The following is an 18,238-nucleotide window of genomic DNA, read 5'->3' on the forward strand; positions in this document are numbered from 1 at the left end:
AGCCCCGCCCGGGGACACCGGGCGGGGCTTCTCGCATTTCCGAGGGGGAGCGCAGGGTGCGTGGAATGCGTTGGGGTGCGGCTCTGGCCGGCGTGCTGACCGTGGTCGCGGGGCTGGGACTACGGGCCGTGGGCAGCGGGGCGGTGGCGAAGTACGGCGGTGATGCGCTGTACACCGTGCTCGTGTACGTCCTGGTGGTGATGGTGGCGCCGCGGATCAGGCCGGGCAGGGCCGCCGGGGTGGCACTGCTGCTGAGTTGGTGTGTGGAGTTCTTCCAGATGACGGGCCTGCCGGCGCGGTGGTCGGCGGAGAGCACGGTGGCGCGGCTCGTCCTGGGGTCGACGTTCAACGTGCCGGATCTGTTCTGGTACGCCGTCGGTGCGGGAGGCTGCTGGGCGGTCCACCGGGGCCTGGTCCGCAGCCGTGGCAGGATACGGACCACGCCAGGGGAGGAGCACTGAGATGCACGGCGAGGTCTGGCGGTTGAGGCGAGGGGCGGAGCTCGTCGGCGAGATCGAGATCGGCGAGGCCGACTTCCCTTGGCTGGCGGGGACGTTCCGTCCCGGGCCGGGCTACCCCGCGGTGGCGCCGTGGTTCGCCGAGACGCTCGCCCTGCTGGAGGCCGAGGAGTACGAGGAGCGTTTCGACGAGGCGTACGACCGGATCGCCGAGGCGCTGACGCTCTCCTCCCCGGAGGGGCCGGTCGCGGAGTTCCTGCTGCACATCGACGGCGACCAGGCGTGGTTCCGCTGGAGTGACGAGCCGTTCGATGAGGGGTGAGGACTGACGGCCGGTCACGGCGGTGGGGCCCAGCCCGCGGGCACGGTGTAGTGCCAGCCCGGGCGCCAGGCCGGGGGATCCCGGAGGATCTCCTCCAGGGGGACTCCGGTGAGCAGGAAGTCCAGGGCCCACCGGTTGGCGGAGTGGGCGATCAGCAGGATCCGGCGGCCGTCGTACGTGGCGGCCACCTCCTGGAGGAAGTCGGCGGTGGCCCGTACGACCTGGCGGTAGCTCTGCCCGCCGGGGAAGGGCGCGTCGAGGCAGGCGGTCCGGCGTGCGGCGACGTGTGCGGCGGGACCGCCGTTCAGCTCGCCGTAGTCGCACTCGCGGAGCCGCCGGTCCTGCTGGACGGGCGGTCGGCCGTCGGGGAAGGCGAGGGCTGCTGTCTCCACGGCCCGGTGCAGGTCCGAGGTGAACACCGCGGCGAATCCGTCGCCGCGTCGGCGTTCGCCCAGTTCGACGGCCTGACGCCGGCCCAGGTCGGACAGCCGGCCCGGGAGCCGTCCGGTGGCGATGCCGGCTTCGTTGTCGGTGGTGGTGGAGTGCGATTCGTAGACGAGGTCGACGGCCATCCAGGTCCTCGGGGGAGTGGGATCCGTGCATGATCCGCGGGGGCGGCTCATGGTGGGGGCTTCCCCGCGGCCGGCGCGGCCATGCCGGAGACGACGTCAGAAGCCCTCGTCCAGGCGGGCCTCAGCTGCTGCGGGTGCCGTCGAGGGTCTCGCGGATGATGTCGGCGTGGCCCGCGTGGCGGGCGACCTCCTCGATCATGTGGAGGAGGACCCACCGGAGGTTGCGGTGGGCGAGCTTCGGCCAGGCACAGGGTGCGTCGAGGTCGGTGGCGGCGACGATCCCGCGGGCGGTGGCCACCTGCTCCTGGTAGTACGCGAGCCAGTGCGGGAGGGCGTCGTGCTCGCCGAGGACGAAGTCGTCCTCCGCACCGTCCTCGACGTGCGGCCACTCGTCGGGGAAGTGCCGGCCGGCCAGGATCACCTGGAACCAGCGGCGCTCCCAGAGGGCGTTGTGCTTCAGCAGGCCGAGCAGGCTGAGGGAGCTCGCGGTGGGCGCCTTCCGGGCGTCCTCCTCGGAGACTCCGTCCAGGGTGCGGAGCAGGGCGGCCCGCTGCTTGTCGAGGAACCCGCAGAGGGCGTCCCGCTCGGTGGCGGTGGAGAGCTGAGGTGACGTCATGCGCCACGACCCTACCGAGTGGCCGGCAGGGGCGTGGCGTCCGGGGCTGCCGGTCAGGGCGCTGCGGTGCCCCAGTTGGGGCGGCTCTCCCAGGTGTCGGCGGTCCGGGTCACGGGGGTGACGGCGGTGCCGTCCGGATGCATGGTGAAGATGTCGGCCTGGCCCGGGAGGGTCGCCTTGGCGAAGGCGATGGCGGTGCCGTCCGGCGCGTAGGAGGGGACGCCGTAGAAGACGTCGGGGGAGCCGGACAGCAGGGTGGTGGTGGCGCTGCCGTCGGGGTTGATCGTGTAGATGCCGCCTCCCGGGGTGGCGTCGGGGCCGGGCGGGTACGTGGTGAAGACGATCCGGCTGCCGTCGGGCGACCAGTTGGCACGGTCGCCGGCCCGCAGGTCCCAGGGGGTGAGTTGGCGGAGCCCGCTGCCGTCGCTGTTCACGATGAACAGGGCGCGGGAGTCGGCGGGCCGGCCCGAGTCGCCGGTCCGGAAGGAGAACACCAGCCGGCTGCCGTCGGGGGACCACGCCGGGTCGTCGACGTCCCCGGCGTAGGGCTGGTCCTGGGTGAGGGTGGTGAGCCGGCGGGGGTTCGCGCCGGTCGCGTCCATCACGTAGATGTCGCTGTACTGGATCTGGTCCGCGGAGGTGTCGACGGCGCCCCAGCCGCGGCCGAAGGCGATGCGGCTGCCGTCGGGCGAGTACGCGGGGGCGCTCTCCTCCTCCACCTGGCAGGACGGGTCGCCCTCCTGGCAGACGGCCGGCAGCCGCCGGGCGGCGGAGCCGTCGGGAGCGACGGTCCAGATCCGGGCGGTGCCGCTGCCGACGGTCCGGTCGAAGGCGACGGCCGTACCGTCGGGCGACCAGTCGGGGTGGTCGTCCAGGGTGTTCGGGTCGGGCCGGGTGATCTGGTGCAGCCCGCTGCCGTCGGGGGCCACGGTGAAGACCGCACTGGTCTGCTTCTCGCCGTCGAGGTACATGCGGCCGGCGATGAGGCCGTTGGTGTCGCCGCCGCCGTACAGGGGAGAGGGGGCGCCCTCGGGCCGGGGCGGTGGATCCGCCGCACAGCCCGGGAGCAGGGCGAGGGCGGTCAGGGCTCCGGCGGCGAGCCGGACGGTCGGTCGGGTGCGGTACAGCACGTGGTTGGTCTCCGTCACCGGGTCGGCCCCCCGAAGCGGTCGAGCCCCCCGCGAGAGCTGCCACTGTGTCAGATCGGGGATGCCGTGCCGTCGGTGACACGCGCATGGTGCGCATGCGACCGGCCGCCCGGCGTACGGGACGAGCGGTCCGTACGCCGAGCGGTCCGTACGCCGGGCGGGAGGGTCAGCCGGACTCGCCCGCACGCTCCGCCTTGGCGGCGGCCTCTGCGGCCTCGGCGGCCTCGGCCTCCTCCAGGGTGGGCGCGGTGCCGCCGAGGTGGGCCGGGACCCACCAGGTGTCGTCCTCGCCGGACGGCTTGGCGGGGTACTCGCGCTGGGCGCGGTCCAACATCTCGCTCATGGCCGCGCGCAGGCGGCGGGTGACCATGACCGGCTTGTCCTGCGGGGTGAGCTCGATCGGCTCGCCGATCATGACGGTGATCGGGACGTGCCGCTTGGTGAGGGTCTTGGGGCGGCCCTTGGTCCACAGTTGCTGGGTGCCCCAGAGGATCACGGGCAGCAGCGGTGCGCCGGAGTCGGCGGCCATCCGGGCGGCGCCGGTCTTGAACTTCTTGAGCATGAAGGAGCGGCTGATCGTGGCCTCGGGGAAGACGCCGACGATCTCGCCCTCGCGCAGCGCCTTGACGGCGGCGTCGTAGGCGGGCTGGCCGTCGGTGCGGTCCACCGGGATGTGCCGCATGCCGCGCATCAGCGGGCCGGAGATGCGGTGCTTGAAGACGTCGTCCTTGGCCATGAAGCGGGTGAGCCGCTTGCCGCCGCGCCAGGGGCCGAGGCCGGCGAAGATGAAGTCGAGGTAGCTGATGTGATTGCTCACCAGGACGGCGCCGCCCGTCGCGGGGACGTGCTCGGCTCCGACGACGGAGACGCGCAGGTCGAGCGCCTTGAACGCGGTCAAGGCGGCGCGGATCACCGGCGGGTACACGAACTCAGCCACGGTCAGCCCTACTTCTCGTCGGGCCTGATGCCCGGTCCGGAGGTACCCGGGCCGTCGGGGCCGACCGGCGAGGGCGCGGCACGCCGCGGCGGCCACGGGTGTTTCAGCCCGATGATCCCCCGAAGACGTGCCCGATGTCACGCGGCGGCGTCCGCGGGGCGGGAATCGGCGGCGAGGCTTACGTCACGTGAGAGCTGTGTCTCACCCGGTGACCGGTGGCGGTCACTCCGGCGGGTCACTCCGGCCGGCCGCCCCGGCCTGCGGCCGTCCTACGGCCGTGACCGGCGGCAGGACGGCGGCAGGGCGGCGGCCGGGACGGGTCAGGCCCGTGCGCCGACGCGGTCGGTGCCGCGCCGCAGCAGCAGGTACGCCTCGCAGCCGAGGCAGTACCCGAAGGCGGCGTTGAGGAAGGCCGCGGCGAGGGCCAGCCCGGTGGCGGCGAGGCCCAGCCAGTCGGCGCCGGACAGGAAGCCGAGGGTGCCGACGAGCGCGAAGGCGAGGCCGACGGCCTGGGCGAAGCGCGGCGGCCGGGCGTCCTCCAGTTCCCGCGGCGGGGCGAGCCGGGGTCGGACGAGCACCCGGAAGAGCAGGCCGTACGGCGAGCGCTGCAGGCCGGCGAGGGCGCCGACGGCGAAGACGACGGCCTGCAGGGCGAGCAGGGCGCCGCTGCCGGTGATCAGGGCGGCGGCGAGGACGACGGAGGTGAGCGCGGCGGCGAAGCGCTGGCCGCGCGGGTCGATCAGCACGAAGGGACTCCTGGGACGCGAACCGGTCGGGGACACCTGGCCGGCATCCCGGGGCTTCTCCGAAGCCCGGGGCGGCCGCGGTCAGCGACAGCGCGACGCGGTGGCCCGGCACAGGTCGACCACCCGGCGGGTGGTCAGCCGGGGCAGTCGGGGTCGGGGCGAGTCCATCCGGCGATGGTAGGGCCGGCGGGGACGCGGGGCGAACGGTGTCCACCTGGTGGAGCGGGTTCCGGAGGGGTGCGGGTTCCGGAGGCTCCGCAGCGGTGCGGGACACTGGAGCGATGACCGGTTGGGTGGTGTGCGGTGCGGTGCTGGTGCTGGCGAGCGCCTTCGGGCTGCTGCGCGCGCACCGGGACGGAAGGCTGCGGGTGAAGGACGGGGCGGCGGTGCGGCTCACGGCGGCGGACCTGGGCGGCGAACTGGGGGACCGGGCGACGCTGGTGCAGTTCTCCACCGCGTTCTGCCAGCCGTGCCGGGCGACCCGCCGGGTGCTCGCCGAGGTGTCGGGGATGGTCGAGGGCGTGGCCCACGTGGAGATCGACGCCGAGTCCAGGCTCGACCTGGTGCGCCGGCTGGACATCCTGCGCACGCCGACCGTACTGGTGCTCGATGCGACCGGCCGGGTGATCCGCCGCGCCGCGGGCCAGCCGCGCCGGGCGGACGTCGTCGCGGCGCTCGGAGAGGCGGTCTGACCGGCCCGGACGGGCGGTGACGGCCGCGCCGATCATCGTCGGCGTTGTCAAGACCTTCAATCTCACAGCGGATCTGCCGCCCGGTCAGGTGGTACCGGGCGCCGCCTGGGGCAGGATGGGCGCAGACGGCAGTGCAGCCGTCCCGGAAGCCTGCCGGCCAGGGAGTGCGGCGGCGGTCGGGACACCCCGTCCGGGGCGTCGCAGCGCTAAGCTACTCGCCAGTAGCCTGTTTGAGCTACTGGCGAGTATGCTGCCAGGAAGTTCCGGACGGGCACAGGAAGACGCGGCCCGCGTGCGGGCAGGAACGTGCGTTCCGCCCGACTGCACAGCCGCAGCCGCCGGACAGGACCAGTACAGGAGACAGGCCGTGAGCTTGAGGATCGTTGTCTGTGTGAAGTACGTGCCCGACGCGACCGGTGACCGTCGCTTCGCGGACGACACCACCACCGACCGGGAGGGCGTGGACGGCCTCCTGTCGGAGCTGGACGAGTACGGCGTGGAGCAGGCGCTGCGGATCGCGGAGGCCTCCGGCGACGCCGAGGTGACGGTGCTGACCGTGGGTCCGGACGATGCGAAGGACGCGCTGCGCAAGGCCCTGTCGATGGGTGCGGACAAGGCCGTGCACGTCAACGACGAGGACATCCACGGCTCGGACGTGATCGGCACCTCCGCGGTCCTGGCGAAGGCGCTGGAGAACACCGGCTTCGATCTGGTGGTGTGCGGCATGGCCTCCACCGACGGCACGATGGGTGTGCTGCCGGCGCTGCTCGCCGAGCGGCTGGGCGTGCCGCAGGCCACCCTGCTGTCCGAGGTGTCGGTCGAGGGCGGCGTGGTCAAGGGCCGCCGCGACGGCGACGCCGCGACCGAGCAGGTCGAGGCCGCGCTGCCGGCCGTCGTGTCGGTCACCGACCAGTCCGGCGAGGCCCGCTACCCCTCGTTCAAGGGCATCATGGCCGCGAAGAAGAAGCCCGTCACCGAGCTCGACCTGGACGACCTGGGCATCGACGCCGACGAGGTCGGCCTGGCCGGCTCCTGGACCGAGGTCGCCGACATCACCGCCCGCCCGGCCCGCACCGCCGGCACCGTCGTCAAGGACGAGGGCGAGGGCGGCAAGCAGCTCGCCGCCTACCTCGCCGAGCAGAAGTTCATCTGAGCCCACGCCGCACGCGCGCATCCAACGAACGATCAGGAGCAACGAATCATGGCTGAGATCCTGGTTCTCGTGGACCACGCCGACGGCGTGGTCCGCAAGCCGGCCCTCGAACTGCTGACCCTGGCCCGCCGGATCGGCGAGCCCTCCGCCGTCGTCCTCGGCGCCGGCGCGGCCGCGGCCGACATCGCCGCCAAGGCCGCCGAGTACGGCGCCGCCAAGGTCTACACCGCCGACGCCGACGAGTTCGCCACCCAGCTGGTGGTCCCGAAGGTCGACGCCCTCACCCAGATCGCCAAGAACAGCGGCGCCGCCGCGGTGCTGGTCACCTCCTCCGGCGAGGGCAAGGAGGTCGCCGCCCGGGTCGCGCTGCGGCTGGGCTCCGGCATCATCACCGACGCCGTCGACCTGGAGGCCGGCGAGAGCGGCCCGGTCGCCACCCAGTCGGTGTTCGCCGCGTCCTTCCAGGTCAAGTCGACCGTGACCACCGGCACCCCGGTGATCACCGTCAAGCCGAACGCCGCCGCCCCCGAGCCGGCGCCGGCCGCCGGCACCGTCGAGCAGGTCACCGTCGCCCTCACCGGCAACGCGGCCACCGTCACCGCCCGCACCCCGCGCGTCGCCTCCGGCCGCCCCGAGCTGACCGAGGCCGCGATCGTGGTCTCCGGTGGCCGCGGCGTCGGCGCCGCCGAGGGCTTCGCCGTCGTCGAGGACCTCGCCGACGCGCTCGGTGCCGCCGTCGGCGCCTCCCGCGCCGCCGTCGACGCCGGCTGGTACCCGCACACCAACCAGGTCGGCCAGACCGGCAAGCAGGTCTCCCCGCAGCTGTACGTCGCCGCGGGCATCTCCGGCGCGATCCAGCACCGCGCCGGCATGCAGACCTCGAAGACCATCGTCGCGGTCAACAAGGACCCCGAGGCCCCGATCTTCGAGCTCGTCGACTACGGCGTCGTCGGCGACCTGTTCACCGTCCTGCCCCAGCTCACCGCCGAGGCCAAGGGCCGCTGACCCGACCGCGGCCCGGCCGTCCGGGCCGCGCGGGACCGCACGCAGAACGCCCGACCGGGCTTCCCGGTCGGGCGTTCCCGCGTCCTCGCCGCGGCCAGGACTCCGCGGTCAGGACTCCGCGGCCGGGTCGGCCTGCTCGATCTGCTGGATGAGGCGCTTGAGCTGGGCGACCTCCTCGCGGAGGGCGCGGTCGCCGGCCGGGGTGAGGGAGAGCCAGGTGCGGGCGCGCCTGCCCTCGTAGCCCTTCTCGATCTCGACCAGGCCGGCCTTCTCCAGGACGGCCAGGTGCTGGCTGAGGTTGCCGGCGGTGAGGCCGAGGGTCGTGCGCAGGAAGCCGAACTCGACGCGGCGCGCCTGGTGGGCGACGGTCAGGATGCCCAGCCGGACGCGTTGGTGGACCACGTCGTCCAGGCCGTTGACGGGATGCTGCTCGGGCTCGTCGCTCATGCCGCGCGGCGCCTGCCGGACAGCTCGGCCAGGCCGAACCCGAGGGCCCCGAGCAGCAGCAGCGCGCCGGGCACGCCGTAGCGGGGCAGCACGGACCAGGGCGAGGCGGCGTCGATCCCCGCCCAGCCGGTGGTGAGCGGGACCAGTTCGATCGCCAGGTACACCGCGGCGAGCAGCAGCAGTGCGCGGCTGCGCTCCACCCGGGCGAGCACGAGCAGCGGCAGTCCGACGGCTGCGGCGTTCCCGTTGAGGCGCTCGACGAACCTCGTCACCCCGGAGTCGGGGTCGAGGCGCAGACCCCAGAGGTCGACCGGGTCGCCGGGCTGCGGCACGCCCTGGCGCGTGCTCCAGTACGCGGTCGCGCTCACGACCCCGACCAGGACGATCCCGGTGAGGACGTACGGCCGGACGGGGGTGCCGACGCCCCGGTTGCGGGAGCGCCGGATGTAGAAGAACGCCGTCGCGGCGTAGGCGAGGGCGAGTCCGACGGGCCAGTAGACCGGCGAGCCCTGCTTGATCAGGGTGCAGCCGGCGCCTGCCGCGGCCTCGGCCGCCGGGCAGGGCACGGTCGAGACCTCGAAGGTGAGGCGGCCGACCAGGACGCCGCCCAGCGTGAGCAGGCCGAGCAGCAGCAGGGGGAACCAGGTACCGCGTTGCGCGGCACGGACCTTGCGGGTCAGGGCGTCGAGGCCGGCGAGGACGTCACGAGGGGTGCCCGACGACGGCACCGTGGCATCTGTCATGCAGTCAGCTTTGCATCACAAACCATTTTGGGCAAGAGACATCACCCGGGGGCACCGGTCGGCGGGACTCACACCGGGCTCTCCCTTCCGCCCGCGAGACGGCGGCGCCGCCAGCGATCGGGGCGCCACTGCCGCCGGTCGGCGAAGGGGTCCGGCAGGGTGCGCCGGAGGTAGGCGGCGTCCAGCACGGCCACCCGACGCCTCAGCTCCTCGCGAGCACCGCCGGGCAGCTCCCGCACGACCTCGTCGAGGACGTCCCGCGCGTGCCGCACGTCGTCGAAGGAACACCCGCGGCACGGGCACTCCGCGTCCTGCGGGTACAGGGGACGGCGTCCCGGCGACAGGGCGAAGTCCCGGTACTGCCGCAACGCCCACGCCGTGGCACCGGGGAACACGTAGTAGTCCGTCGAGAGCACCTCGACACGATGCACCGCCAGGCTGGTGCGGGCCGAGAGCCAACGGATGCGGCCCTGCGGCGGATCGCCCCGGGCACGCGGGTCATGTCGTCGATCGGCGCGGAGCACGCCGGGCCGCCTACGCGGCACGGGCCTTTCGGTCTGCGGTCACGCCCGCCATGATGCCGGAACCCCCGAGAACGGGACACCCCTCGGCCGGGCGCTTGTTACTCTTCCCGATCATGCGAGCCCTCTTCCCGGGATCCTTCGACCCGGTCACCCGAGGACACCGGGACGTTCTCCGCCGCGCCGCCCTCCTGTTCGACGAGGTCGTCGTCTGCGTGATGGCCAATCCGAGCAAGACCGGCCGCTTCCCCGTCGCCGAACGGCTGGACCGGCTCCGCGCGGCAGCAGCCGACCTGGGCAACGTCACCGTCGACTCGCACACCGGCGGCCTGCTGGCCGACTACTGCCGCCGAGCCGGAATCGACGTCGTCGTCCGCGGAGTCCGCGGCATCCACGACCTGGACCACGAGATGCCGATGGCCCGCATGAACCACCGACTGGCCGGAGTCGAAACGTTCTTCATCACCGCAGACCCCGCCCTGCGCCACGTCTCCTCCACCCTCGTCACCGCGATGGGTTAGACCTCGGGCCGGCGGCGTACCGCGCCAGGACGAGCTGTCGGCCCGTCTCCCGGACCAGGCACACCCGTTCCCCCTTGCTTCCGTTCAGTCGCGGCGGAGGCTCGCCTCGACGTCCCTGACGACGCGCCACATCGGGGTGCTGCGCTTGGCGATGACGACCACCACGTCGTCCTCCTCCTCTTCGACGGCCGGCTGGGCCTGCGGCTTGGCGGGCCAGGCGTTGCGGACGTACTCGAGGGCGTGGTCCACCTCGGCCTCGGCGTCGCCCTGGCCGTTGGCGCGCAGCCAGGAACGCAGGCCGTGGTTGTGCGCGGCGACCACGGCCGCGGCGACCACGTCGGCGCGCAGGGTGCCGTCCTTGCGGGCGGCGAACCGGCCGCGCAGGTAGTCGGCGAGGGTGCGCTCGTAGCGCCAGACCACGGAGAGTTCGTAGGCGCGCAGGCCCGGGACCTTCCGGGTGAGGCGGTAGCGCTGCACCGAGAACGTCGGGTTCTCGGCGTACATCCGCAGGACGAGCCGGGCGGCGTCGCAGACCTTGAGGACGGGGTCGTCGGTGTCCGCACTGTCCTGCAGGAAGGCCGTCATGTCGGCCAGGCACTGCTCGTGGTCGGGGAAGACCACGTCCTCCTTGGAGGGGAAGTAGCGGAAGAACGAGCGGCGGCCGACGCCGGCCAGGCCGACGATGTCGTCGATGGTGGTCTGCTCGTAGCCCCGGTCGAGGAAGAGCTGGAAGGCGGCCGCGATCAGGGAGTCGCGCATCGCGGGCTTCCCGGTGGTGGCCGCGGCCTCCCCCTCGGTCTTCTGCGGGTTGCTCATGCCGTGAACCTAGCACCAATCGCACGGCAGGGCACTCAGTGCACTGCTGCGGAGGTACTCGGTGTTGCATATCACCCCGAGGCGGTGTCGATCCGCCGGACGGCACCGAGGACGTCCAGCACCAGCTCCGGGTCGGCGCCGTCCGGGGCGTGCACGGAGAGCCGGGTGACCAGGCCCGTGTACCGGCGGTGGATCTCCCGGGCGGCCTCGGCCGGCTCCCCCGCCACGGCGAAGGCGTCGAACACCTCGTCGTCGATCAGTTCGCCCATCTCCTTCCAGCGGCCGCGGACGGAGAGCGGGTGCAGCTCGTCGTGCAGGCCGCCCCAGCCGTGTGCCTCCAGCACGGGACGGTAGGCCGGGGTGGAGGCGTAGAAGGCGATCCGCTCGCGCACCCCGCGGACGCTGGCGGCCAGCTCCTCCTCGGTGCGGCCGGTGGCGGTGAGCGCCGAGCCGACCACCTCGAAGGGGCGGGACGTCCACGGCTCGGCGGCGGCCTCCGCCGCGGCGCGGGCGGCGCGCACGGCGGGCAGCACCGTCCCGGCGAGGTGCTGCACCGAACTGAAGGGGTGGCAGATCAGGCCGTCAGCGACGGCGCCCGCCGCCCTCGTCATCAGCGGGCCGACACCGGCCAGCAGGATCGGCGGGGTGCCGGCCGCCACCGGCTCCGGGGCGAACACCGGGGTCATCAGGGTGTGGCTGTAGAAGTCGCCGCGGAAGGCGAGCCGCTCGCCGGTCTGCCAGCTGTGCCAGATCGCCCGGACGGCGGCCACGTACTCGGTCATCCGGGCGGCCGGGCTGTCCCAGGGCATGCCGAAGCGGCGCACCACGTGCGGCTTCACCTGGGAGCCGAGGCCCACCACGGCCCGGCCGCCGGACGCCTCGTGCACGCCCCAGGCCTCGTAGGCGAGGGTCATCGGGGTGCGGGCGAAGGCGATGGCCACGCCGGTGGCGAGTTCGATCTCCTCCGTGCGGTCGGCTGCGCGGGCCAGTTGGAGGAAGGGGTCGTAGGAGGTCTCGGAGAGGGTGAAGCGGTCGATGCCCCGGCGCTCGGCCTCGGCGGCGGCGGCCGGGATGCCGGCCGGCCGGCCGACGGAGGTCGCCTCCAGGCGGAGCGGGGCGGGGGTCTCGGGCATGGGCTTCTCCTCGTGGGACACCGGCCGACCGCGCGTGATCGCGATCGGCCGGTGTCCATCATGACGGGCTCAAGAGGCCCCGTTTCACGAGCGCAGGAGGTCAACCCAGGGGCGCGGGGAACTGCGCAGTCCGGGACTGGGCATCGTGACCAATCCGGGCCGAGCCTGATCCGTACGGCGCCCCGCATCCCAATTACACAGTTCTCCCCCGCCCTTCGGCCGGGAGGTGCCCCCACGCGCCCCTCGGGTTCGCCCCCGCGCCCCTTGCCCCGCCCTCAGGGGGCGGGGGCGTAGCCGGCGGGGCGGGTGGTGAAGGTGCCGCGGCCCTGGGTGCGGCTGCGCAGGCGGGTCGCGTAACCGAAGAGTTCGGCCAGCGGGACGGTGGCGGTGACCTGGGCCGTGCCGGCCCGGGAGGTCTGTCCGGTGACCCGTCCGCGGCGGGCCGCGAGGTCGCCGATCACCGCGCCGACGGCGTCGTCGGGTGCGGTGGCGGTGACTTCGACCACCGGTTCGAGCAGGATCGTCCGGGCGGCGCGCAGCGCCTCCCGCAGGCCGAGCCGCCCGGCGGTGCGGAACGCCGTCTCGGAGGAGTCCTTGACGTGCGTGGCGCCGTCGGTGAGCGTGACCCGTACGCCGGTGACCTGGTGGCCGCCGAGCGGGCCCTCGGCGAGGGCGTCGCGGCAGCCCGCCTCGACCGCCTGGACGTACTCGCGCGGGACGCGTCCGCCGGTGACGGTGGACCGGAACTCGAAGCGGACGGCCCCGGTGTCACCGTCCGGGCCGGACTGCGGGTCCGGCTCAAGCGGTTCCAGGTCGAGGACGAGGTGGGCGAACTGGCCGGCGCCGCCGTCCTGCTTGACGTGCCGGTAGACCAGCCCGGTGACGCCCCCGGTGACGGTCTCCCGGTAGGAGACCTGGGGGCGGCCGACGGCGACCTCCGGGCCGTTGGCGCGGCGGATCTTCTCCACGGCGACCTCCAGGTGGAGTTCCCCCATGCCGGACAGCAGGACCTGTCCGGTCTCGGGGTCGGTGCGGACGGTGAGGGACGGGTCCTCCTCGACGAGCCGGGCGAGGGCCGTCGCCAGCCGTTCGGTGTCGGCGGTGCGGCGGGCCTCGACGGCGACCGAGACGACCGGGTCGGCGGTGGTCGGGGGTTCGAGGACGAGCGGTGCCGCGGGGGTGCAGAGGGTGGCGCCCGCCCGGGTCGTCTTCGGGCCGACGACGGCGACGATGTCGCCGGCCGTGGCGTGGTCGGTCTCGGCGTGCCGGTCGGCCTGGACCCGCACGATGCGGGCGATCCGCTCGGTGCGGCCGGTGGCGGTGTCGAGCACGGTGTCCCCCTTCGTGACGGTTCCGGAGTAGACGCGGAGGTAGGTGAGGCGGCCGGTGGCCGTGGCGTTGACCTTGAAGGCAAGGGCGGCGAACGGCGCCGCCGGGTCGGCGGGCCGGTGCTGTTCGGTGCCGTCCAGGGTGCCGCGGACGGCCGGCACGTCCAGCGGGGACGGCAGGTAGTCGACGACGGCCTGGAGCAGCGGTTCGATGCCGCGGTTGCGGTAGGCGGAGCCGCACAGCACCACGACGGCCTCGCCGGTGCGGGTGAGGTCGCGCAGGGCCGCGGCGAGGCTCTCGGCGGAGAGCGTGCCACGGGTGCAGAACTCCTCCAGGGCGGCCGGGTGGAGTTCGGCGACGGCCTCCTCCAGGGCGCGCCGCCTCCGTTCGGCCTCGTCGCGGAGCGTCTCGGGCACGGGGCCCTCCTCGCAGCCGTCGAGGCCGTCGGTCCACACCTGGGCACGCATCCGGAGCAGGTCGACGACGCCGGTGAAGCCGTCCTCGCGGCCGATCGGCATCTGCACCGCCAGCGGGGCCGGGTGGAGCCGGTCCCGGACGGAGGCGACCGCGGTGTCGAGGTCGGCGCCGGCGCGGTCCAGCTTGTTGACGAAGGCGATCCGGGGCACGCCGTGCCGGTCGGCCTGCCGCCACACGGCCTCGCTCTGCGGTTCGACGCCGGCGACGGCGTCGAAGACGGCGACGGCGCCGTCCAGGACGCGCAACGAGCGTTCGACCTCGTCGAAGAAGTCGACGTGTCCGGGGGTGTCGATCAGGTTGATCCGGTGGCCGTCCCAGGAGCAGCTGACGGCGGCGGCGAAGATGGTGATGCCGCGGTCGCGTTCCTGCGGGTCGAAGTCGGTGACGGTGGTGCCCTCGTGGACCTCGCCGCGCCGGTGGACGGCGCCGGTGAGGTAGAGGACCCGCTCGGTGACGGTGGTCTTGCCGGCGTCGACGTGGGCGAGGATGCCCAGGTTGCGGACGCGTGCCGGCAGCCCGGCGGGGCGGGCGGCGGCGGCGGTGGCGGCAGTGGTGGTGACGGTGGGTCGGTTCAGGTCGGTGCGCACGGCCCGGTGCCTTTCGGTGGTTCGGGAGATGGGGCGGCGCGATTTCCGGACGGAACGGAGCGGTCCCCCGGGCCCCGGTCGGGCGGGCGGCGGGCGGGTGCCTGTCGGCGCGGCGTGCGGCCGCGGTGCTGCCGGCCCTCGCCGGGGACTCCGGCGGAGGTGTCGGTGCAGGCAGGCTGGGCTCAGGTGTTCGTCACGGACCTCCGGTGCGGGCCGCGCAGCCTGCACCGGGTCGACGAAGACACCAGGATCACCTCGTAGCGCGAGGAGGGGACGACGGCGGCGGTGCGGTTGCGCACGGCTCTGCTCCCCTCGACTCGTCATGGCGCGCACCTGACCTGTGGCGCGCGGCTCGCGGCGAGTCTAGGGACGGCGGCGGCCGGAGGGCACGCCATTTTTCGCGCACCACCGCGCACCACCGCGCATGTCCGGGCCCCGGCATCCGGGTCCGACGTCCAGGCCCGACGTCCGGTCAGTCGGTCGACGGGACGGTCCGGCTGACGGTCGGTCGGGGTTCGGCGGCGGTCGGTGCGCGCAGGGTGCGGACGGCGGGGACGGCGAGGACGGTCGCGCAGGCGGCGACCTGCCAGAGGGCGCCGAGACCGAGGACGGGCGCGGCGCCGAGGCGGGCGGCGAGCGGGCCGGCGGCGGCGAGGCCGATCGGGCCGAGGACGAAGGCGCCGAGCGCTTCGAAGGAGTGGACGCGGCCGAGCGCCTCGGCGGGCACGTGCTGCTGGGTGGCGGTGGTGAACAGCGTGTCGCAGACGGCGGTGCTGATCCCGGCGCCCAGCGCGGCGAAGGCGGTCCACCCGGTGCCGGCGCCGGAGGCGAGCGCGGCGGAGGGCAGTGCCCAGCCGGTGGCGGCCGCGGCGGCGACGGCCAGCGGCGGGCGGGGGCGGCGTCCGAGCATCAGCAGCCCGCCGAGGACGGCGCCGGCGCCGTAGGCGGCCATCACGGTGCCCCAGGCGGCGGCGCCGCCGAGCCGCTGCTGGGCGAGCAGCGGGCCGATGACCACGAACGGCGCCCACACCAGCAGGTTGAACAGGCCCGTCTGGGCGGTCGTCAGCCAGAGCCAGGTGCGGGAGCGGAATTCCGTCCAGCCGTGCCGCAGGTCGTCGAGGATCGTGTCGGCGGGGCCGCGCGGCACGGCCGGCACGGCGACCGCGGCGAGGGCGAGCGCACCGACCGCGTAGGAGGCGGCGTCGAGGTCGAGCACGGCGGCGGGGCCGTCGGCCGCCACCAGCAGGCCGGCGAGCGCCGGGCCGGCCACGGTGCTGGTCGAACGGGCCAGTCCGAGCAGGCTGTTGGCGTCGGCGAGGCGGGCCCGGTCGCGGACCAGGCCGGGGACGAGGGCGCCGAGCGCCGGCAGGCCGAAGCCCTCGCCGAGGCCCCAGAGGGCGACCAGCGCGGCCGTGCCCCACAGCGGCGGACGGTCGGTCAGCAGCAGGGCGGCGAGGGCGGCCTGTACGGCGCAGCGCAGCACGTCGGCGGCGAGCGCCACCCGGCGGGGACCGAGCCGGTCGGCGACGATGCCGGCGACCGGCAGGACGAGGACGACGGGGAGGATCCGCGCGGCCATCACGGCGCCGAGGGCGGTGCCGTCACCGCCGCTGCCGAGGACGGCGAAGGCGACGGCGACCGAGGCCATCGCCGAGCCCAGCAGCGAGGTGGTGTGGCCGAGCCAGTAGCGGCGGAAGGCGCGCTCGCGCAGCAGGGCCCAGCGGCCCGGGGTGGCGGGGATCATGCGACGAGTCTTGCGGTGTTGAGTCGTGCCGCACAAGCATTCCTGAGCCTTTGCGACGCAACGATCGAGTGCCGCAGTAAACGACCCCCGCGGAGGTTGAGAGCGATTGCAGTGTTCTAATGACGGGGTGATTTACTGCGACAGCCCCGCACCGGTGGAGTACGCCGTCGCCGTGGAGGGCTACCTCGCCGCGGCGCCGCTCGGCGACGGCTCGCGGCGGGTGTACCGGATCGCGTTGGCGAACTGGTCCTGGCTGCTGGCCGGTCGGCCGGTGCCGGCGGGTTCGGCGCGGCGGGGTGCCGTGCCGCCGGTGCTGCCGCTCTCCGTGCTGGACGGCGCGGACGCCGCGGGGCTGCTGCGGGCGGCGCTGGCCCGGCGCGCGGCGGAGGCCGATCCGCGGACCCTCAACCGTGAGCTGTCGATCCTGCGCGGTGCGCTCGGCTGGTGGCGGGGGCAGGGCTGGCTCACCGCCGATCCCGCGGCCGGTCTGCGTCCGCCGCCGCTGCCGGACCCGTCCGGGGCGGCGCTGGGCCCGGACGAGCTGCGCGCGGTGCTGGCGCTGCGGGTGCCGCTGCGCGAGAAGCTGACCTGGCGGCTGCTGAACGAGAGCGGCGCCGGTGTGGAGACGGTGCTGGCGCTGAACGTGGACGACCTCGACCTGCTGCACCGCTGCAGCCGCCCGCGCCCGGGCCGGCCGGCCGTGCAGTGGCGGGCGTCCAGCGCACGGCTGCTGCCGTTGCTGATCGCGGGCCGCTCGGACGGGCCGCTGCTGCTGACCGAGCGCCGGGCGCCGGCCGGCACCCCCGCGGGCGACCGCTGCCCGTACACCGGGCGCAGCCGGCTGTCCTACCGGCGGGCCGCCGAGCTGTTCACCACGGCGACCCGCCGGCTGGACCCGGCGGGCCGCGGCTACACGCTGCACCAGCTCCGGCCCCGCGGCTGACCGTCCGCCCGGCGGGCCCGGAGGAGGGGGCCCGGATCGGGCGGAACGGACCCGGTCAGGCGCGGAGGATCACCTCGATCAGGTAGCCGACCGGGCAGAGGCCGGTGTCGGTGGCGGAGGCCTTCACCCGGCCGACGGAGACCTTGGAGTCGCCGTCCTGGACGGGCACGCCGACCCGGCCGGCCGCGGCGGTGACCGTCAGGGTGGAGACCCGCCAGGAGCGGGAGGTGTCGTTCCAGACGGCGATGCGCAGCTGGGCGTCGCCGAAGTCGCAGCCGAAGGACAGGTAGACCTGGCCCCAGCCGACCGCGCCGCCGTTCTGCGGCGGCAGCGGGATCAGGGTGGCGTTGTCGGGGTGGCCGTCCAGGAAGCCGGGCTCGATCCGGCCGATCACGAGTGCCACGGTGTCACCTCACTTCTTCGTCGAGTCGGCGCCGGTCGGCGGGGGTGGTGTTCGGGACGCGGCCGAACAGGTCGGGCATCGGCCCGGGGTCGGTGTGGTCGTTCTCCGGCACCTGGGAGTGCCCGTAGTGGCCGCTGCGGGTGTCCCAGACCGTGGCGGACCGGTTGGCGGACCAGGTGGGCGGGCCCATCGGCCAGACGTCGGGGACGCCCCAGGAGCGCAGCCAGGGGACGATCCGGTCGAGGCCGGTGCAGGGCGCGTCGGCGAGGGTCGGGTAGACCTTGCCGCCGACCCGGCAGTACGGGAAGAACAGGCTCTCGATCTGGACGCAGACGTCGCCCTTGCGGTTGGTCTCGACTCCGCCGGCGGCGTTGACGACGGACTTGCTGCGGGAGGTGGCGGCGAAGAACTGGGCGCACCGGCCGGTGAACGGGTCCCAGAGCAGGTGGGGGGCGGCGCCGGAGCCGGAGCCCGCGAAGTAGCCGGCGAGGGTGTCGAAGGGCACCAGGTCGGCGGGGGCGTCGGCGGTGGCGTTGCGGTCCCAGGTGATGTGCCAGATGGTGCGGGACCCGCCGTCTCCGGCCATCGGGGCGTCGTCGAGTTGGCGCCGTTCGGCACCGGGGAGGTAGAGGTCGGCCATCGGTACCCCTTTCGTGGTGCGGCGGCCGTCGCGGCATGGCCGGGCCGGCGCCGGCGGCGGCCGCGACGGCCCGGGGGCCTGGGGGTGGCGTGGGATCGGGGCGCGCGGGGCCCGTCGGACGGGCCGTGGGGGCGCGGCGCCCGGTCGTCGTTCGGCAGGGGTCGTGCTCGACGCCGGTGTCCTCGCGCGGGCGGTGGGCCTCCGCGGGCGTGCCTGACGTCCTGTCGGACGGTATGTGCCCGTCCTGGTGCGCCTGGAACATGCCAATGAGCCGAACACGTCCGC

Annotated in this window: 21 protein-coding genes; 7 read left to right on the top strand and 14 right to left on the bottom strand. The window is 74.4% G+C overall.

The genetic code is table 11. The features are described from left to right. The first annotated feature begins 65 nt into the window (after positions 1-65). The gene (locus tag ABD353_RS20745) at positions 66-461 is read left to right on the top strand and encodes a ribosomal maturation YjgA family protein (RefSeq protein ID WP_344625148.1); all 396 of its coding nucleotides are present in this window, start codon (positions 66-68) and stop codon (positions 459-461) included. Position 462: 1 nt separating this feature from the next. Beyond that, positions 463-780, top strand: a complete 318-nt coding sequence (locus ABD353_RS20750; protein WP_344625149.1) for a hypothetical protein — start codon at positions 463-465, stop codon at positions 778-780. A gap of 14 nt (positions 781-794) precedes the next feature. Here ABD353_RS20750 and ABD353_RS20755 read toward each other — a convergent pair whose 3' ends face one another. From ABD353_RS20755 to ABD353_RS20775, 5 genes are all read right to left on the bottom strand, one after another. Further along, positions 795-1,352: a histidine phosphatase family protein gene (locus ABD353_RS20755; protein WP_344625150.1), complete on the bottom strand. Its 558-nt coding sequence runs from the start codon at positions 1,350-1,352 to the stop codon at positions 795-797. 121 nt (positions 1,353-1,473) lie between these two features. Next, positions 1,474-1,968: a DinB family protein gene (locus ABD353_RS20760; protein ID WP_344625151.1), complete on the bottom strand. Its 495-nt coding sequence runs from the start codon at positions 1,966-1,968 to the stop codon at positions 1,474-1,476. 53 nt (positions 1,969-2,021) lie between these two features. Continuing rightward, on the bottom strand, positions 2,022-3,116 hold the full coding sequence (locus ABD353_RS20765; RefSeq protein WP_344625152.1) for a TolB family protein: 1,095 nt from the start codon (positions 3,114-3,116) through the stop codon (positions 2,022-2,024). Between the two features lie 166 nt (positions 3,117-3,282). After that, positions 3,283-4,053: a lysophospholipid acyltransferase family protein gene (locus ABD353_RS20770; protein ID WP_344625153.1), complete on the bottom strand. Its 771-nt coding sequence runs from the start codon at positions 4,051-4,053 to the stop codon at positions 3,283-3,285. Between the two features lie 320 nt (positions 4,054-4,373). Beyond that, on the bottom strand, positions 4,374-4,799 hold the full coding sequence (locus ABD353_RS20775) for a DUF4395 domain-containing protein (RefSeq protein ID WP_344625154.1): 426 nt from the start codon (positions 4,797-4,799) through the stop codon (positions 4,374-4,376). Positions 4,800-5,080: 281 nt separating this feature from the next. Between ABD353_RS20775 and ABD353_RS20780 the strand changes: the two genes are divergently transcribed. The 3 genes from ABD353_RS20780 (at position 5,081) to ABD353_RS20790 (ending at position 7,649) form a co-directional block, all read left to right on the top strand. Next, positions 5,081-5,491: a TlpA family protein disulfide reductase gene (locus tag ABD353_RS20780; protein WP_344625155.1), complete on the top strand. Its 411-nt coding sequence runs from the start codon at positions 5,081-5,083 to the stop codon at positions 5,489-5,491. A 367-nt stretch (positions 5,492-5,858) separates the two neighbouring features. Further along, a complete protein-coding gene (locus ABD353_RS20785) occupies positions 5,859-6,644 on the top strand; it encodes an electron transfer flavoprotein subunit beta/FixA family protein (RefSeq protein ID WP_425555214.1) in 786 nt (261 codons plus the stop codon). Between the two features lie 48 nt (positions 6,645-6,692). Then, positions 6,693-7,649, top strand: coding sequence for an electron transfer flavoprotein subunit alpha/FixB family protein (locus ABD353_RS20790; RefSeq protein ID WP_344625156.1), 957 nt, complete (start codon positions 6,693-6,695; stop codon positions 7,647-7,649). Between the two features lie 108 nt (positions 7,650-7,757). Here ABD353_RS20790 and ABD353_RS20795 read toward each other — a convergent pair whose 3' ends face one another. From ABD353_RS20795 to ABD353_RS20805, 3 genes are all read right to left on the bottom strand, one after another. Further along, positions 7,758-8,096, bottom strand: a complete 339-nt coding sequence (locus ABD353_RS20795) for a winged helix-turn-helix domain-containing protein (protein WP_344625157.1) — start codon at positions 8,094-8,096, stop codon at positions 7,758-7,760. Next, positions 8,093-8,839: a hypothetical protein gene (locus ABD353_RS20800; RefSeq protein ID WP_344625158.1), complete on the bottom strand. Its 747-nt coding sequence runs from the start codon at positions 8,837-8,839 to the stop codon at positions 8,093-8,095. Before ABD353_RS20800 ends, ABD353_RS20795 begins: the two co-directional genes overlap by 4 nt. Before the next feature lie 68 nt (positions 8,840-8,907). Continuing rightward, the gene (locus ABD353_RS20805) at positions 8,908-9,255 is read right to left on the bottom strand and encodes a hypothetical protein (protein WP_344625159.1); all 348 of its coding nucleotides are present in this window, start codon (positions 9,253-9,255) and stop codon (positions 8,908-8,910) included. Between the two features lie 221 nt (positions 9,256-9,476). Between ABD353_RS20805 and coaD the strand changes: the two genes are divergently transcribed. Further along, positions 9,477-9,881, top strand: a complete 405-nt coding sequence (gene coaD, locus ABD353_RS20810) for a pantetheine-phosphate adenylyltransferase (protein WP_344625160.1) — start codon at positions 9,477-9,479, stop codon at positions 9,879-9,881. 84 nt (positions 9,882-9,965) lie between these two features. Here coaD and ABD353_RS20815 read toward each other — a convergent pair whose 3' ends face one another. The 4 genes from ABD353_RS20815 to ABD353_RS20830 all read right to left on the bottom strand — a co-directional run bounded on the left by ABD353_RS20815 (position 9,966) and on the right by ABD353_RS20830 (position 15,967). Then, a complete protein-coding gene (locus ABD353_RS20815; RefSeq protein WP_425555215.1) occupies positions 9,966-10,697 on the bottom strand; it encodes a TetR family transcriptional regulator in 732 nt (243 codons plus the stop codon). 71 nt (positions 10,698-10,768) lie between these two features. Next, on the bottom strand, positions 10,769-11,830 hold the full coding sequence (locus ABD353_RS20820) for a TIGR03617 family F420-dependent LLM class oxidoreductase (RefSeq protein ID WP_344625161.1): 1,062 nt from the start codon (positions 11,828-11,830) through the stop codon (positions 10,769-10,771). 275 nt (positions 11,831-12,105) lie between these two features. Then, on the bottom strand, positions 12,106-14,223 hold the full coding sequence (gene fusA / locus ABD353_RS20825) for an elongation factor G (RefSeq protein WP_425555216.1): 2,118 nt from the start codon (positions 14,221-14,223) through the stop codon (positions 12,106-12,108). A 472-nt stretch (positions 14,224-14,695) separates the two neighbouring features. Further along, positions 14,696-15,967 (bottom strand): MFS transporter, encoded by a 1,272-nt coding sequence (locus ABD353_RS20830; protein WP_344625162.1) that lies wholly within the window; start codon positions 15,965-15,967, stop codon positions 14,696-14,698. A 127-nt stretch (positions 15,968-16,094) separates the two neighbouring features. On the opposite strand from ABD353_RS20830, the gene ABD353_RS20835 reads away from it, so the two are divergent. Then, on the top strand, positions 16,095-16,910 hold the full coding sequence (locus ABD353_RS20835; RefSeq protein WP_344625163.1) for a hypothetical protein: 816 nt from the start codon (positions 16,095-16,097) through the stop codon (positions 16,908-16,910). 55 nt (positions 16,911-16,965) lie between these two features. On the opposite strand, the gene ABD353_RS20840 is transcribed toward ABD353_RS20835, so the two are convergent. Both ABD353_RS20840 and ABD353_RS20845 read right to left on the bottom strand, forming a co-directional pair. Further along, positions 16,966-17,313, bottom strand: a complete 348-nt coding sequence (locus ABD353_RS20840; RefSeq protein ID WP_344625164.1) for a hypothetical protein — start codon at positions 17,311-17,313, stop codon at positions 16,966-16,968. A 4-nt stretch (positions 17,314-17,317) separates the two neighbouring features. Next, on the bottom strand, positions 17,318-17,953 hold the full coding sequence (locus tag ABD353_RS20845; RefSeq protein ID WP_344625165.1) for a peptidoglycan-binding protein: 636 nt from the start codon (positions 17,951-17,953) through the stop codon (positions 17,318-17,320). Between the last annotated feature and the right edge of the window lie 285 nt (positions 17,954-18,238).

Source organism: Kitasatospora arboriphila (genome assembly GCF_039528095.1).
In the GTDB taxonomy this organism is placed as follows: Bacteria; Actinomycetota; Actinomycetes; order Streptomycetales; family Streptomycetaceae; genus Kitasatospora; species Kitasatospora arboriphila.